The following is a 16628-nucleotide window of genomic DNA, read 5'->3' as shown; positions in this document are numbered from 1 at the left end:
ATTGGTCAGTATTAATGCAATTCGGTCAAATAAGCCCCAAAAAACCAATACAAAAAAACAATATATGTTAACAATAGTTCTTAGCTACATTCCTACCCACTATGGATACAACTCAAGAAATTATTAATTTTACTGACAAAAAATAGGCAAAAAACACAAATATAAAAATATTAATATGAGAATTCTCATTTTCTTGTTTACATTTGGAAAACACTGCGATAGCATGTGGGTGTTCCTTAGGGCATGACTCATCACACAAGTCATTCCAATTGAACTCCCGAGAAGTAGAGCTTACCAACAAGGATGTTGGTTTATTGGGTATTTCCTGGCACAGTTTTGTTGCTATTGGAGGTTAGGCAGGACATTTCCTGCCTTTTTTTTTGCTTTGCTCCCGGCCCATTTTACTTGCCAACATGGCGTGTATTTGGGTAAATTTGCTAAAAACAGCATGACTAATACCATGACACTCAGACACCCCCACTCAGTACTCGTCATCATCTATAACAGCCACAATGAATTTTTATTGTTACAACGTGCCGACGACCCTGACTTCTGGCAATCCGTTACGGGTGGAATTGACCCCGGCGAAGCGCCCATTGAAACCGCATACAGAGAATTACTGGAAGAAACCGGTATTGACGCCAAAGCACGCGGCCTGGCTATTCAGGATCATCAAAAATGTAATCAGTACACCATCAGAGAGCAATGGCGACACAGGTATATAGCGGGTGCGAATATCAACACTGAGTATGTTTTTAGTGTTTGCGTACCGGTAAATTGTGACGTGCAGCTTGCACCAGGAGAGCATCTGGCCTATCGCTGGCTTACTCAACAAGGTGCTGCTGAGCAAGCCTGGTCAAGCAGTAACAGCCAGGAAATTTTATCGATTAAACTGGCTTAAACAGAAGGGTTTGCCAGGTCACGGATGCCCGGCCTTGCGCGTCCTCTTCAGGCTCGGTGACTTCGAGGCAAGTTAAATCGGCTTTTTGTGCAATATCCAATAAATAATCCACAGCGCAATTTTGCATGCCACGTAATTTGAGTGCTTCTTCATCATTACAGTGGCGCAGCTTAATCACCAGCAGCCCTTCGGGGCTCAGCAAATGACGTAAGGTCAGCATCGCTTGCTGGCCTGAACTGGATTGCAGATAGTTAAATACAGAGCTCACCAAAATCACATCAAAACTGCGGTGATTCTTGCGAACTTTATACAAACAAGGTAGTTCATCCTGATACCAGCTGATCGGCATGTCTCGTGTGTAGGCCTGCCCCAGGCGGTTTAACGAACACACGGGCTCTACTGCCACAACCTCAGCCTGCTCCGCCTGTTCAGCAAAAAACTTTGCGTCTCTGCCTGCTCCGGCACCGATATCCAAAAACTTTAAACCCGATTCTTCCATTAAAGGGGTAACAAATTTTAGCCATGAAGCATGCAGCAGTTCAAAGCGGTAAGACTGATACAATTTCGCTAATTGTAATGCGTTGTCTTCATAATATTGCATAGGCATAGTTGCTACGCTCCAACTAATGTCACTTGTTCCTGATTCAAAACCATCATAGACAATAATCAAGGCACAATTATGACAATTTGGTTAAACATGACTGAGATTCAGTGATGATTAACACTTTGATTTAGGGACAAATGCGTATACATTGGTTGCCACACCTCAGCGTAAATACACAGTGTTTACCAATACAAGTAACCTGGGTCCAGAACATCTGAAAACATGCAGGGATTAGTCCCTTTATAAGCCGAAGTAGTTTGCGTCAGTGATCCATTACACAAGGAGTTTTTATGTCACTCAATGCTTTACACACCCCCTGTTTGTTACTGGAAAAAAAGAAGCTGCTAAACAACATTCAACGACTCAATACACATCTGTCACAGTTTGAGGTTAGATTACGGCCGCACCTCAAAACCCTAAAGTCAGTAGATGTTGCGCGTCATATGCTGGCGGACCAATCAGCCCCCTGCACAGTTTCTACTCTGCAAGAAGCGAAGCAGTTCGCCCAGGCAGGCTTTAAAGACATCACTTATGCAGTGGGGATCAGTGAACATAAGCTTGTGGAAGTGTTGGATATACAAAACCAGGGAGTCACCTTACATATTCTGCTGGACAGTTTTGAGCAGGCACAATTTATCCATGCCTTTTGTCAGGAAAATGACTGTCAACTCAGTTGCCTCATAGAAGTAGATTGCGATGGCAAACGCGCCGGTGTCAAACCCAGGGATCCGCAACTAATAGCAATTGCCAAAATCCTGGACTCATCCGGGCTGTTTACAGGCCTTCTGACTCATGCAGGCGGTTCTTATGACTGCCATGGTTTAGATGAAATTCGTGCTATGGCACAGCAGGAGCAACGCGCAGTGCAAATAGCGGCCGACACGCTGCGCTCGCACCACATAGAGTGTTCCGTCGTCAGCGTCGGCTCCACCCCAACGGCTTTACTGGGAGACGGATTTGAGCACATCACAGAAGTACGCGCCGGGGTATATGCCAGTATGGACTTGGTCATGGCAGGACTCGGCGTGTGTCAACCGCAAGACATTGCTTTGAGTGTACTCAGCCGGGTTATAGGCCACAATCGCGAAAAAAACTGGCTGATCCTCGACGCAGGATGGATGGCGCTGTCGCGTGATATGGGACTTGTATCACAGCAATGCGGTTATGGCCTTGTATGTAATAGTGATGGCGACGTTTTGCCCGGGCTGTGCGTCACGAGTGTGAACCAGGAGCATGGCATTGTGGCGCTTCCGGATACGCTCGACACCAGCCACTTTGCAATCGGTACTTTATTGCGTATTTTACCCAATCATGCCTGTGCCACCGCTGCTCAACACCAGGGCTATCACGTTATCTGTGATGATGAAATGGACTACTGGCCACGCTTCTCAGGCTGGTGATGGTCCACTTTACGCATTGTTGCTATAGTAAATAAATGGATATAAATAGGGAATAAACATGGACCCAATTACGCTCACTCTCGATTACCTGCTAACGGTTGAGGCATTTCTGCTCATTTTTATCATTTTTGTGCTCAAAGGGAGCATTAAATTTGTCCCGCAGAATCGCGCCTGGATAATAGAAAGATTTGGTAAATACCAGTCAACCAAAGAGGCTGGCCTGAACTTTATTGTGCCTTTTATTGATCAGGTCTCTGCCGATCGCAGCCTCAAAGAGCAGGCCGTTGATGTCCCTTCTCAGTCAGCCATTACCCGTGACAATATCTCTTTAATTGTCGACGGCGTTTTGTACTTTCGGGTACTGGACCCCTACAAAGCCACTTATGGTGTCGACGATTACATCTTTGCCGTCACTCAGCTGGCCCAGACAACGATGCGTAGTGAGCTGGGTAAAATGGAACTGGATAAAACCTTTGAAGAGCGGGATATGCTCAATACCAATATTGTCTCTGCCATCAATGCAGCTTCTGATCCCTGGGGTATTCAGGTACTCAGGTATGAAATCAAAGATATCGTGCCCCCCAACTCAGTGATGGAAGCGATGGAAGCACAGATGAAGGCCGAACGTGTTAAACGCGCGCAGATATTGGAGTCAGAAGGTGACAGACAGGCAGCCATCAATGTCGCCGAAGGTAAGAAGCAAGCTCAGGTACTGGCCGCAGAAGCAGAAAAAGCTGAGCAAATCCTAAAAGCCGAAGGTGAGGCAAAAGCCATTATTGCCGTTGCAGAAGCCCAGGCGGATGCCCTCAGAAAAGTCGGTGAAGCAGCCAACACAGAAGAAGGACAAAAAGCCATCCAGCTTGACCTGGCCAGCAAAGCTATTGTCGCTAAAGAAGCCATCGCCCGGGAATCATCAGTCGTACTGCTTCCTGAAAGCGGCACTGACCCCAGCTCTTTGGTTGCACAGGGGATGTCAATTATTAACAGCTTGAATAAAAAACAAAAGGAGCAGCTGTGACACTCTTGGTTGAACACCTGAGTCAGATCCTGATTGTACTCGGATTACTGGCCTTAATTGTTGAAGTTGCCGTGTTGGGCTTTGCCACCTTTGTGCTGTTTTTTCTGGGTCTGTCACTGGTCCTGAGCGGCCTGATGATGTCAGTAGGTTTGCTGGACGCTACGCTGATGAATGCGCTGTGGGTCAATGCCCTGTTAACGGCCGCTCTGGCAGGCGTGTTGTGGCAACCACTCAAGCGCATGCAAGCCAAAACCCAGAGCACAGAAGTAAACAGCGATTTTGCTGATATCACCTTTACACTCAGCGAAGACCTAAACGAGCAAAGCCAGCTCACCCATGCTTACTCCGGGATCACCTGGCAGCTAAAAAGCGAAACGCCTATTGCAAAAGGCACCACAGTCAAAGTGGTCAAAAAAAGCGTTGGGGTGTTATGGGTGGCAGCGCAAGAGCGCCAGGATTAGACGATACAATGCACATAAGACCCGCAAAGCTCGGGGATTTAGATACCCTCAGTCAGATTTGTATGGAGGCTTTTAACACCGCGCTTGCAGCAACATTGTCGAGTGAGGGCTGTGACACCTTCAGGGCTGTTGCCTCGCCAGCAGCCCTAGCAACACGATTGGCAAAAGACAATCTGATATTAGTTGCCGAAATAGCTGAACAGCCCGTGGGCATGATTGAGTTAAAAGCAGGCCGACATATCGCGATGCTGTTTGTCTCACCATCAGCACAGCACAAGGGCATTGGCAAAGCTCTGGTTGCAGCAGCGCTTAAATTGACAACGGAGCCAGGGATTACGGTATCGGCCTCATTGCCATCCGTAGGCGCCTATCACAGCTATGGCTTTACACAGACAGGAGAGATTGCAGAGTCTGGCGGCCTTGTTTATCAACCAATGGAAGTCAGATTAGCTGAGACCCATTAATTGCGCTCAGGTGTTCACCCAGTGTGAACACTGTGAGTCGTTATACTCAGTCGCCTTTATCACTTCCTATGCCGACTAACCTGCTATTAGTGAATCAGTCTGCCCAGCTGATTTCACGTCAAAAATTACAGCGTCACTGATCTCAAAATTCATCCCCTTGTGAGCGAATACATGCAAATCACTGGTCGTTTTTGTTGATCATTCACTACACTTTAAGTTCAGTACGTTAAGTGGGATCTAATATGTTCGACGATGACACGCTCCTGTTTGGCTCAGATGACGAGCCTGAAGAGTCACCCAGCCTGCCACCCTGGAAAATCTTGTTAGTCGATGATGAAGAAGACATTCATCAGATCTCCAGGTTAGTGCTGGAACAAATGGAACTGGATGGCCGGGGTGTTACCTTTCTCAATGCCTACAGCGGTACTCAGGCGCAACAGGTTTTGGCAGAGCATGATGATATCGCTCTGATTTTGCTCGACGTCGTGATGGAAACAGCCGAAGCAGGTCTGGATTTTGCCAAATACGTACGTGAGGAGGCGCAGAATCATAAAGTGCGTATTATTCTGCGTACCGGTCAACCTGGCATGGCGCCGGAATCAGACATTACCCGGGAATATGATGTTAACGACTACAAAACCAAAACGGAACTGACCAGCAGCAAGCTCAAAGCCTCCGTGTTAGTTGCTCTGAGAACCTATTCGCACCTGGATAAAACACAGCAGGTACAATCCGGGTTAGACAAGATCATCACCTGTACTAATGCGCTGCTTAGCGACTCCGAACTGGCTGAATTTGAACTGCGGGTATTCCAGACCCTGACAGAAACCTTGCCGCTAAGCCAACAATTTGAGCCTGCTCCCATGAGTGTGTTTGTTGTCAAACTGGACCTTGCCACTGACACCTTTGAGCAGCTTTTTCCTCAGGAGGACGTAACCCTCACCATACCGGAATCCGTAAAAACACAGTTTATCGCGCAATATAATGCGCAGTCAGAACGCAGTGCCATATTAGAAAACTATGCCGTGTTATTTTTGGGAGATAAGGCAGACGGGTCCCCTATTTTTGCCATTGCCTGCTACAGCAATCCAATCGAGGCACAGGAGGCGCAACTATTACTGAACCTGGGCCATAATTTAGGCATTGCCTGGCGTAATACTCAGCTACAGGAAAGACTCAGCAACAATAATATTGAGTTGGAGAGCTTAGTTGAAGAGCGTACCGCAGAATTACAAGCAGCCCGGGAGCGCGCCGAGCAAGCCAATCTGGCAAAAAGCATGTTTTTATCAAACATGAGCCATGAGATCCGTACTCCACTCAATGCAGTGCTGGGTTTTGCCCAGCTGCTCGAACGGGCAAAAGATCTCAATGCCAGCCACAAAAACACCATGAACAAAATCATCAGAGCTGGCAACCACTTGCTGGACATCATCAATGACGTGCTGGATATCTCGAAGATAGAAGCCGGCTCTAGCAAGCTCAACCCCGTTGACTTTGAGCTCAATGCGCTGCTGGAAGATTTGGGAAGCATGTTCAAACTCAAGTGTGAGCAAAAGCAACTTGCCTGGCAATTAGACAGCACACTGAGTGAACCGACCGGGGTTCATGGAGATCAGGGTAAACTACGACAGGTACTTATCAATTTACTGGGTAATGCAGTCAAGTTTACGGACAGTGGCACGATTAAACTTCGCTACACACAACCAAAAGCAGGTTTACATCGCTTTGAAGTACTGGACACCGGGCCCGGTATCTTGCCTGAAGAACTGGAGAACCTGTTTAATAGTTTTACGCAAGGCAGTGCAGGCGTAGAGAAAGGTGGCACCGGGCTTGGGCTGTGCATTTCGTCCAGACAAGTTGAAATGATGGGAGGTAAGCTAGAGGTGAGTTCTGAGCCCGGCAAAGGCAGCTGCTTTTCTTTTACTTTGCCACTGCAAGCTGCACAGATAACCACAACCCACACTCAAAAACAGACATTACAGCAGATAAGTGTGCGGGCGGACAAAACACTGCGCGCTTTGTGTGTTGATGATGTTGCTTACAACCGCGAAATACTTGGCCAGACACTTGCGGCATGCGGTATTGAGGTCGATTATGCTGAGGATGGTAAACAAGCCATTGACCTCATTCAAAAAAGCGCCTTTGACATTGTTTTTCTGGATTTGTTAATGCCCGTCATGCGTGGTGATGAGGCCGTCGTCGTCATTCGTAATGAGCTGGGGTTGTCTGAACTAAAATGCGTGGCCATTTCAGCCTTTAGCTTACATCATGAAGTACAGCATTATCTCAGTATTGGTTTTGACCAGTTTATTGGTAAACCCTATACAATCGAACAAATTTTCGATTCATTGTTATCTTTCTTCCCGGAACATTTTGAAAGCGCTGAGTTAGCAAGTTCAGCGTCTCCAGATAGCGCGCCATCAGATGAGATTACACTTGCCGATTATTCGTTGCCCGCTGAACAACGGGCTCAGTTGATAAGTTATGCTCAGGTCAATAACAGCTCTCGTATCAAACAAACACTCAAAGAAATTGACGCACAACAGCCAAATAACAAGCAGCTTACGAAATATTTGGCTAAATTTATAAGTAGGTTCGATATGACAGGCTTTATTGCAGCGCTCGACGAGGTGCAAGATGGATGATGATCCGGTTTCACTGAACAATTGCAAGATTCTAATTGTTGATGACAAGGCTGAAAACCTTGAGTTACTGACTGATTTTCTGGAACCCGAAGGGTACGAAGTCGCATTCGCCACTTCTGGTAAAGAAGCCATCAATATCGCAACCATTTTCCTCCCTCATTTAATTTTGCTCGATGTGATGATGCCTGGTATCGATGGGTTTGAAACCTGCCGCCGACTCAAATCTCTTGGCAAAGTTAAAGAGATCCCGGTTATCTTTGTCACGGGTAAAAGTGAGCTCAGCGACATCGTCGAAGCATTCAGTGTGGGCGCCGTAGATTATGTAACTAAACCCATACGGCAGGAAGAGTTGCTGGCACGCGTGACAACTCACCTGCAGCTACAGGCTCTGATCAATTTACGTGACGAGCTCATCTCAACACTCCGAGATAAAACCCTTGAACTGGAAAAGCTCTCCAAGCTCAAAGAGCAACAACTGGAAACTTCTCAGCATTTTAGCCATATTGGCGAGCTGGTTGGAGAACTTACGCACGAGCTAGGCACGCCACTCAGCGTTGTCAAAACCGCTATCTCGCACTTGAATGAAAAACAGCAGGAGCTTGCGCTGCAAGTGCAAAAACAGTCACTGGCCAAGCAAGAGTTAAACGCCTTTATTGATAACACAGCACAAAGCTGTGAAATTGTGCTCTCCAGCATGGACAATGTCATGCACCTCATAGACAGCTTTAAGCACATTGTTGTGGGCGAATTCAGTGGCACAGTCTCAGAGTGTAACCTGCATGATTACCTGCACAATATCCAATATGTTCTGACACCCAAATTAAAACGAACACCGCATACGGTGTCTATCAACTGTCCACAAACATTGCACCTTATTTCTGATACTGGCGCGCTGTCTCAGGTCATCATCAACTTAATCAATAACGCGCTTATCCATGCTTTTGAAGACAATGTCGCCGGTACAATTGATATCCACGTTGAACATCAGGACGGCAACATAGCCCTGTATATAAAAGATAACGGTAAAGGCATTGAATGTGAGAGGACCAGTAAAGTCTTCGATAAATACTATACAACACGCGTCGGTACCGGCGGCAGCGGCCTTGGTTTATATATCGTCAAAAAGCTGGTTGAAACCCGGTTGAAAGGCAATATTGCTTTATCCAGCCAACCCGGAGAAGGTACGGTATTTAGTATTGTGATCCCGCAAACGTTGGAAAACTGATCCGTGTCTGGCTGTTATCTATCCAATGGGCTACCAAACTCGTAACTGCTGCCAAGCCATAAATAGGTCGGTGTACTTAAATTCGCAAATAATATTATACTGTGAAGACAATGTTCACTAGTTAGTGGCACAGAAAAAACATATCACCCTCTACTTAACCTATTGAAATATATACTTTGTCATTGCTATGTCGTTACGCTGACGTACTCTGTCGACGAGAATATGCGTAAAACAGGTGGCAGAGCAGCAAATGGGAAAACAATAATGATTATCAGGAAATTCAGATTACAACGCGGTTGGTCGCAGGAGCAGCTGGCAACGCTTAGCGGATTGAGTGTTCGTACCATTCAACGAATAGAGCGCGGTCAGAGTCCCAGCCTGGAGTCATTAAAGTCATTAGCTGCTGTTTTTGAAACTACTGTTGCAGATCTCAAAGAGGAGCCGGATGATATGAGCCATGAAACGATAATTCATCAGGAACAACGTATCATAGAGCAGGTACGCGCAATTAAAGATTTTTACTCGCACTTAATTACCTATGTTGTAGTCAACAGCGGACTTTTTGCCATAAATATGTTTACCAGCCCTGATTATATCTGGGCCTTGTGGCCTGCACTCGGTTGGGGTATAGGACTGTTCAGTCACTGGGCAAGCGCGTTTGAAGTCTTTGATCTGTTCGGTGCAAAATGGGAGAAGCGCCAGATTGAAAAACGCCTGGGGAGGAAACTCTGAATAAAGACAAACAGACCCAATCGCCGCCTGGTCTCAATTATGCCTGACCTGCGGCTTTGTCCACCAGCATTTTGAGCATTTCTGCTTGCAATAAGTCAGCCTGAATGGGCTTGCTGACATAACCACTCATTCCACAGGCCAGACACGTTTTTCGTTCTCCCTGCATCGCATTAGCAGTCAGCGCAATGATAGGCAGGTCCCGACAAGCTTCCAGCTCCGGGTGAGTACGAATATGCCGGGTTGCTTCATACCCGTCCATCTCTGGCATCTGACAATCCATCAAAATCAAATCAGGTAATCCATGTTCTGGCATTTCCCTCAGCATATCCACGGCTTGCTTACCCGATTCAGCCAGTTGCACTTCCACTTCCCAGGCAGCAAGCATCTTACTTGCAACCACCTGATTTATTGGATTATCCTCGGCGAGTAAAACACGCACGCCCCGCAAAGGTGACACCCCATTAGCAGGTTCTGGTGAGTTGGGTTTATGCTCATCTGTAAACATCTGTACCAAATCTTTGGCTGTGACCGGTGGGTAAACCACTGTAATCTGATGCTGAGCAAAAACAGGGTCATGTTGGATTTCGCATTGCATATTACACAGAGCGAGGATCCGCCGTTTACCCGGCAGATGGCTAAGCGCCTCAATCAGTTTGTGTTGAAACGATGGGTTGCTCAGATCCGCTACCAGTATGTCATGAGTTAACTCTGTTTTAAGTGGTAACATTAATGTCTGTGGCTGGCACCCAAGTACTTCGAGCTGCCTGCACAGGATGTTTGCCAGCCGGGACTGCATAGACAACACCGCCACCTGAGCGTTCTCAGGGGGGATCCCCCTGCCCCATATACCGCCCTTTTGCGCCTCAACCTGAAAATGAAAGCGAAAATGTGCACCAGGCTCGGTACTGTCAACCAGTTCAATATCGCCATTCATTAACTGACACAGTTGTTTAACGATAGCCAGCCCCAGTCCGGTTCCCCCATATTTGCGCGTTGTAGACGCATCACATTGACTGAATGAACTGAATAGCTTGTGCCTGACTTCAGGTTTTATGCCTATCCCAGAATCAATAACATCACACTGCAATACTGTAACCGGATGGCTGACGGCTGTGACATCCACTTCATCGCACTTAACGATAAGCCGGAGTGTACCTGACTCAGTAAATTTAACGGCATTACTCAATAAGTTGGTCAGGATCTGGCGTGCCCTGATCGGATCAAGACGCACAAACCGATGCTTAAGCCCATGACAGTCCACCAAAAGTGTGAGCTGCTTCTTGTCTAATGGAATCGCAAATGATTTTGCCACTGAATCAACCAGCTCATAGAGGTCAACAGAGTCCGGGGAAATCTCCAGTTTGCCAGATTCGATTTTAGAAAAGTCCAGAATATCGTTAATCACTCCCAGCAATGAATGCGCGCTGGCGTCTGCCAGTTTGGCATATTGTTTTTGCTGCGCATCCAGGTTGTGACTCAGCAACAAGTTCAGACACCCAATCACGCCGTTTATTGGGGTGCGGATCTCATGACTCATATTGGCAAGAAACTCTGATTTCATTTTCGAGTGTTGCTCGGCGCGCAGCTTTTCCTGCTGTAACGCCTGATTGGACTCCAGTAACTGGCGCTGAATCTCGCGGTTTTTGGCATTTCGATACTCTCCGGTCATGATCGCAAATGCGAAATTAAACACCAATTGGCTCATAAATAGAGACACAACAAACAACTGAGCCTTTAAAGTGTGATCTTGCTGGAGGCTGGTAGTCCCGGGGTGAGATAAAACATCAAATGCTTTTCCGAGCGCAAAAATAGTAACAAACCCCAGACTCAGACTGATCAGGACAAAAGACTTTGCATAACGAGGTCGACCAAAACGATACAAGCACGCCCAGATCCAACCTGAAGTGATGGTCAGTGTGATCATCCCCAAGATCAGTCGTGACGCGTAATTTGATATGACGTAAGTAAAGATACAATGGATGAACAAAAACGCCGCAAAATAACAGCTGATTTGACGTAGCGGCACCGTTTTCTCACACGCATGATAGCAGCCAATCAACACCAGTACTAAAGCAGCCTGGCCAAATAAGTTTGGCAGCAAAAACCGTACACTCAATGACAGCTCATTTTGCACCCCGAACAATATCATGCTCAATGCCAGACAGATGGGAGACAACGCCCAGTAAAGCGTCGCCTTGACATCTCGGTTTGCCAGCCACATAAACACCAAAGCCAGCGCTGAGGCAACCACCCCGGCACCAGCCATCAGCAGTAGAGAAGGTGTAGATAATTGCACTGCTCGCTCGACAGGGAGCCGGTGATACTGCGCAGCTCCACTAAAATTAACGGATATTCAAAACTCTAGAAGACAGAAGCGGGGTTGTAAAGGCAGTGAAAACGACCATTGCAACTACATTCAGGCGCTTTGATCTATCACAATGTCATGCGACCTGGGCAGATCTCGCGCTCAGACTTTGCAAGATGCCAAGCGCGAATAAAGCCCTGGACTTTACCCACGACTGACCTCAATCTGTTTGATGGCCAGACCTTGTATTTCAGTCACTTTAAACACAAAGCCCTCTATCTCAATGGACTCTCCCTGATACGGAAAGCGCTTACAATGATGAATTAGGTACCCTGCCAGTGTCTCAATACCGTCAACGGGCATAAATTCATACTCAACTACAGACAACTGGAAGTCTTTCATCGACATATCCCCTTGCACCACCCAGCGTGACGCATCTTTTTGGCGAAATTGCGCTTCTATCGCTTCACCATCTTTTAATGCGATAAAATTCAGGATACTGGACAATGTCACCATGCCCACCACAGTTGCAAACTCATTGATTACCACGCCAGTACTGCACGGATGGGCCTTTAACGCATTCAAAGCGTCAGATAAACTCAGTGTATCGAGCAAAATCACAGGTCGTAAAAAAGCCTCATGCTGCGTCTCAAGCAAGGGCCGGCCAGCTATCAGATTACTCAATAATTGCTTAGCCTCTACCACGGCGATCACCTGATCCAGGCTTTCATTACACAACAAATATTGCTGAAAACTGTGGCTTTGAATTTGCTGTGCAAGCACATGTTGATCGTCATGAATATTCAGCCATTCCACCGCATCACGGTTGATCATTGCCTGAGTGATACTAGTCTGGTCCAGGTCAAGTACATTGCCGATGATATTGTGCTCATGTGCCCCAAGTTCGCCCTGCTCGGCACTTTGGTCAACCACCGCAAACAGATCATCCCGGGTGATCAACTCATCGCGCTGAGTCGGTAACTTACATGCCCGGATTATGACATCCGCCAGCAGGTTAAATAGCCAAATCACGGGCTTAAACAGCCACACGCTTGCCAGCATCAGGCCAATAAAGCGCATGGCGATTGACTCAGGGATCACCATAGCAACCCGCTTGGGGAGCAAATCAGCAAACAACACAAACATCGCCGTGATCAACAAAAAAGACAGAACCGTGGAAACTTGCAATAGCAGTGTATGATATTGCGCCACCTCAGTGACAAACAACTGCATAATAAGCAATGATGCCTGATAAAGATATGGCGTAAAGACCGACTCACCGATCATCCCTGCCACAATGGCTAAGGCGTTTAATACCACCTGAACAGCAGCAAAAAACTGATGTGCATTTGCCTGCAAATGCATCACTTTTCTGGCTCGGAGGTCACCCGTATCCAGCCTGCTTTGCAATTTCACTTTACGTGCCGCAGCCAGAGATATCTCGCATAATGCAAATACAGCACTCATACTAATAAGCACAACAACCCATACTAGGTCCAATCACTCACCTGACGATTAACTAGAAATTTGAGCGCGATATATACGCCCAATTTGCGCTGCTGGCAATCGATAAATCGTGACTTACGCAGATAATTGGCGAGCATATTTGCCCGGCGTGATCTTCAGAATGTGTTTAAACTCACGAGTCAGGTGTGCCTGATCAGAAAAGCCGCTTAGCTGTGCCAATTGAGCCAAATCTATCAGTGGGTTATTTCTGAGTTGTTGTTGTGCATGCCGAACCCGGTAGATGCGTGCCAGGTACTTAGGCGTTAACTCAGATTGCGATTTGACTTGCCGTTCCAGCTGACGTATCCCCAGCGGCACGCCGCGATAAGCGTCTTCCAGGGGGAGCAACTGCATCAGCGCACTGATGAGCTGGTAGGTATGCTGCATTGCATAACTGGGGTCAGGCACAGCGCTCGACAAAGTTTGCAACCACTGCTTTAACGTATACAGGGGCGGCGCTTGGCGAAGTTGCTCAGCGAGCGTGCACAATCCGGGTTCAGATAACAAGGGATAAACAGCCTGCTGGAGCGCCTTCAATCTGGCTGGATACAATCGGATCCCGGCAAACTCGGCGTCAGCGCTGTAAGAAAGTTTAACAGCATGCTTTGAAGGTGGCTGAATGTGAAAAGGTGCTGTCAGTTTATGCTCATCCAGTGACACCTCACCTTTGAGCACAAAGACTATCCCTTGTGCGCCATCGCAAGGCAGCCAGCGAGTGCCGGAGTGCAGGCTGCGTGCAAACCATACAGCTTGCACATACCGCTGGGATCTGCCATCCGGTTGATGGCGCTGCAACATTAGTTCGTTATTCATCAGGCTCAGGTTTAAACATTTTGACAACTCGATTCCAGGCATTGATGGCATTAATGGCAACCGTCAGGGTCACCAGTGCATCGTCACTGAACTCCTCAGATAAAGCGCAGTATAAAGTATCATCAATCGGCTGAGCGTTTGTCAATTGTTCACACAAAGTCAGTGCCAGACGTTCTTTTGCAGTAAACCCTGTCATATCCCGCCAGGCATTCAGCGCAATAATGCGCTGGGCGCTTTCGCCCAGCTCCATTGCCTGTCGACTGTGCATGACAATGCAATAGCCGCACTGGTTTAACTGAGACGCTCTGAGTTTAACCAGTTCCCAGAGTTTCGTATCCAGTGTGCGTGTTACTTCTTCATTCAGTAATTGCTCCTGAGTAAACAAATGTTGCATCAGTTTTGGGGCACATTGTAAATAACTTGCTCTTTTCATCATTTTTCCTTAAGTGTCATTCATGGCTTACAGACTACCCAGAGACACCACAACAAGATTGAAGAAAAACGACTTTCGCGCCCCAAAACGTCAGGCAATACACTTAAAGCAAATTGTGCTGCTTAATAAATGTGACCAGTTCACCGGCAATACTCGCATGCTCCTGCGCCGTAGGGTGCCAGATACAACCTTCCAGTGGAGATACAAAAGTATTGGCATACACATCCTCAACCCCCTCATTGGCAAGCTGTCGCAATGCAGCGTGTGTTGCCGGAATAATAAAGTCATAGGGGTATGCAGGGCGAGGCATCACCACAATAGCAACATCCGGATAGCGGCTTCGCAGCGAATGAACAAACTCGACCATGGCTGCTTCCCAGGCCATTTTTACTTCCTCTATTGTTTGCCAGGGTTCGTGTGGCTGAGGATCGGTACTAAAATCATTGGTCCCAAATTCCAACACAATTAACTGAGGAAAGCGTTCCTGATATGGTAAATCATCCTCATATACTGCGGATATTTGATCAACATAATCTACCAAAGTGTGATGTGTTTGGTTGCCATTCCAGTTGCGGATCAAGCCCAGACCAGAATACGACACCTGTGTAAACGTGCTGTTTAGCTGTTGCGCTGCAACATAAGGAAAGGCCAGTCGTGCATTACTGGAATTAACTATCTCCTGCCAGTCACATTGCCGCTTAGTCGATTCGCTGCCGAATCCCGCACTGATAGAATCTCCGATAAACAGTATGTGTGGCTGTGTTTCCCATACCCCCTCCAAAGCCCCATCGACCTCAAATTGCAACAGTTGAGTACGTGCACCATAATGCTCCCAACGCTTCACCACTTCAATAAGCACCCGACCTGGCTCTGCCTGTTCAAACAACACAAAGCGCTGGGCTTCACCCGTTGATGCCGTCACGATTTTTTGGTGCAATCGACCATCGACCAGTACATCGAACTGGTCACCATTACCGACTAAACTAACTGCGATGGACTTACCCACCAGCTGAGTGTGGATGGCCGTACCTGGCCAGTTAAACTCCACACTCCCTTGCTGATAGTTTTTATGTACCCGGCCCTCATAAATAAGCGCATGGTGCGTAGCAGGCAAAATGGTAGCGAAGCAGCTAAGACTGATGCTCAGTCCGAGCAGGATAAGTATTAAGCGACACATAGACAGTTCCTTTTTTGTTAAAAAAGTAAACCTAGTGTTTAAATAGCAACTCCTCAAGCCAGGGAAGTTGAATTTTTCTAAATCGGGTAGGCGCAGCAGATTGCCTTTCTCATCCGTTCATCATGTTCAACGCGATAAATCGCTCTTGCGGACCAGACAGTAAGACAAAATCACTAACTTAAATTTACCAATACTCTTTTATTATGATTTAAAACGCCATATAGTTATTAAAAGTTCGCATTTAAGTTAATATAATGATTGATAAAATTCGAATTGGCGTAGCTGCGCCTCTCTCTTTGCTGATACTCACAGGCTGCAGCCAGCTGCCAGCCCCGACACCGTCGGCAAATGCCAGTGTCGAGACAAGCTGCCCGCTCGTGGAGCTAAAGCACCCAAACCTGGTCCCACTACCAGCCCAGAGCATACCTGAAAACGTGATTGCCCCGCCTGGTCAGGGTGGACTCTGTAACGCACGCAACTATGAAGTGAGCAAAGATCTCATTATTTGGCGAGCCTGGAACAGCACCTACGAAGGCTCTAAATTCGGCAAGTGGTGGTCACTGGAGAAACCACTCGGAGGGGTTGCGCAATACCGGGCCGAATTCAATATTTGTCCCAAGTACTCACCACTGGATATGCTGGTGCGTTGCACTTTGAAAGCAGGCACTCAGGTCGTGATCGGCCCAGGTCAAAGCGCTCAGTGTAGCGACTACTTTACTTATCCTCAGTCGGATACGGATCAGCTTTATCTGGCGAATGCCGCAGAGGTCACCCTAAATTGCACCAACTTTTACGACGAGTTCTCCTGGCATGAAGTCGCACCGGAGACGAACACAGCACAGTAACAGGAATTAATGCCAACCCGATTGATGGCTTACTTTCAAAGGTGGGTGCATTAACGTGCAGGGTTGGTATACATCCTCCAGCTCGCTTCGAAGTGCGCA

15 protein-coding genes are annotated in these 16628 nt (G+C 47.2%); 9 read left to right on the top strand and 6 right to left on the bottom strand.

Features of this window, described 5'->3' with window-relative positions:
• Nucleotides 1–460 precede the first annotated feature (460 nt).
• Nucleotides 461–901 (top strand): dihydroneopterin triphosphate diphosphatase, encoded by a 441-nt coding sequence (gene nudB / locus PRUB_RS24825; protein WP_040645658.1) that lies wholly within the window; start codon nucleotides 461–463, stop codon nucleotides 899–901.
• On the opposite strand, the gene PRUB_RS24820 is transcribed toward nudB, so the two are convergent.
• Nucleotides 888–1508, bottom strand: a complete 621-nt coding sequence (locus tag PRUB_RS24820) for a class I SAM-dependent methyltransferase (RefSeq protein WP_040645656.1) — start codon at nucleotides 1506–1508, stop codon at nucleotides 888–890. The two genes, nudB and PRUB_RS24820, sit on opposite strands and share 14 nt — an antisense overlap.
• A 287-nt stretch (nucleotides 1509–1795) precedes the next feature.
• Here PRUB_RS24820 and PRUB_RS24815 point away from each other — a divergent pair, with 287 nt between their 5' ends.
• The 7 genes from PRUB_RS24815 to PRUB_RS24785 all read left to right on the top strand — a co-directional run bounded on the left by PRUB_RS24815 (nucleotide 1796) and on the right by PRUB_RS24785 (nucleotide 9450).
• The gene (locus tag PRUB_RS24815) at nucleotides 1796–2905 is read left to right on the top strand and encodes an alanine racemase (protein WP_010380722.1); all 1110 of its coding nucleotides are present in this window, start codon (nucleotides 1796–1798) and stop codon (nucleotides 2903–2905) included.
• A 58-nt stretch (nucleotides 2906–2963) separates the two neighbouring features.
• A complete protein-coding gene (locus tag PRUB_RS24810) occupies nucleotides 2964–3923 on the top strand; it encodes an SPFH domain-containing protein (protein ID WP_010380721.1) in 960 nt (319 codons plus the stop codon).
• Nucleotides 3920–4384, top strand: coding sequence for an NfeD family protein (locus PRUB_RS24805; RefSeq protein WP_010380720.1), 465 nt, complete (start codon nucleotides 3920–3922; stop codon nucleotides 4382–4384). Before PRUB_RS24810 ends, PRUB_RS24805 begins: the two co-directional genes overlap by 4 nt.
• 8 nt (nucleotides 4385–4392) lie before the next feature.
• A complete protein-coding gene (locus PRUB_RS24800; RefSeq protein WP_010380719.1) occupies nucleotides 4393–4848 on the top strand; it encodes a GNAT family N-acetyltransferase in 456 nt (151 codons plus the stop codon).
• A 242-nt stretch (nucleotides 4849–5090) separates the two neighbouring features.
• Nucleotides 5091–7493 (top strand): hybrid sensor histidine kinase/response regulator, encoded by a 2403-nt coding sequence (locus tag PRUB_RS24795; protein ID WP_010380718.1) that lies wholly within the window; start codon nucleotides 5091–5093, stop codon nucleotides 7491–7493.
• Nucleotides 7486–8718, top strand: a complete 1233-nt coding sequence (locus PRUB_RS24790) for a hybrid sensor histidine kinase/response regulator (protein ID WP_010380717.1) — start codon at nucleotides 7486–7488, stop codon at nucleotides 8716–8718. The genes PRUB_RS24795 and PRUB_RS24790 overlap by 8 nt, the downstream gene beginning before the upstream one ends.
• Nucleotides 8719–8940: 222 nt before the next feature.
• Entirely contained in the window at nucleotides 8941–9450 is a 510-nt protein-coding gene (locus tag PRUB_RS24785; protein ID WP_242065305.1) for a 2TM domain-containing protein, read from the top strand.
• A gap of 37 nt (nucleotides 9451–9487) precedes the next feature.
• Here PRUB_RS24785 and PRUB_RS24780 read toward each other — a convergent pair whose 3' ends face one another.
• From PRUB_RS24780 to PRUB_RS24760, 5 genes are all read right to left on the bottom strand, one after another.
• Nucleotides 9488–11746, bottom strand: coding sequence for an ATP-binding protein (locus PRUB_RS24780; protein WP_010380715.1), 2259 nt, complete (start codon nucleotides 11744–11746; stop codon nucleotides 9488–9490).
• Nucleotides 11747–11959: 213 nt separating this feature from the next.
• Complete coding sequence (locus PRUB_RS24775) at nucleotides 11960–13255, bottom strand: hemolysin family protein (protein ID WP_021032932.1); 1296 nt, start codon at nucleotides 13253–13255, stop codon at nucleotides 11960–11962.
• 81 nt (nucleotides 13256–13336) lie between these two features.
• Nucleotides 13337–14074 carry an AraC family transcriptional regulator gene (locus PRUB_RS24770; RefSeq protein ID WP_040645609.1) on the bottom strand — a complete coding sequence of 246 codons (738 nt, stop codon included), beginning with the start codon at nucleotides 14072–14074 and terminating at the stop codon, nucleotides 13337–13339.
• The gene (locus PRUB_RS24765) at nucleotides 14067–14507 is read right to left on the bottom strand and encodes a carboxymuconolactone decarboxylase family protein (protein WP_010380710.1); all 441 of its coding nucleotides are present in this window, start codon (nucleotides 14505–14507) and stop codon (nucleotides 14067–14069) included. The genes PRUB_RS24770 and PRUB_RS24765 overlap by 8 nt, the downstream gene beginning before the upstream one ends.
• 103 nt (nucleotides 14508–14610) lie before the next feature.
• On the bottom strand, nucleotides 14611–15684 hold the full coding sequence (locus tag PRUB_RS24760; RefSeq protein ID WP_010380709.1) for an SGNH/GDSL hydrolase family protein: 1074 nt from the start codon (nucleotides 15682–15684) through the stop codon (nucleotides 14611–14613).
• Between the two features lie 254 nt (nucleotides 15685–15938).
• On the opposite strand from PRUB_RS24760, the gene PRUB_RS24755 reads away from it, so the two are divergent.
• Nucleotides 15939–16529 carry a hypothetical protein gene (locus tag PRUB_RS24755; protein ID WP_010380706.1) on the top strand — a complete coding sequence of 197 codons (591 nt, stop codon included), beginning with the start codon at nucleotides 15939–15941 and terminating at the stop codon, nucleotides 16527–16529.
• Nucleotides 16530–16628 lie beyond the last annotated feature (99 nt).

The organism is Pseudoalteromonas rubra, assembly GCF_000238295.3.
Taxonomy (GTDB): Bacteria; Pseudomonadota; Gammaproteobacteria; order Enterobacterales; family Alteromonadaceae; genus Pseudoalteromonas; species Pseudoalteromonas rubra.
Note: the sequence above shows the minus strand (reverse complement) of the source record. Positions and strands in the feature narration are given on the sequence as shown.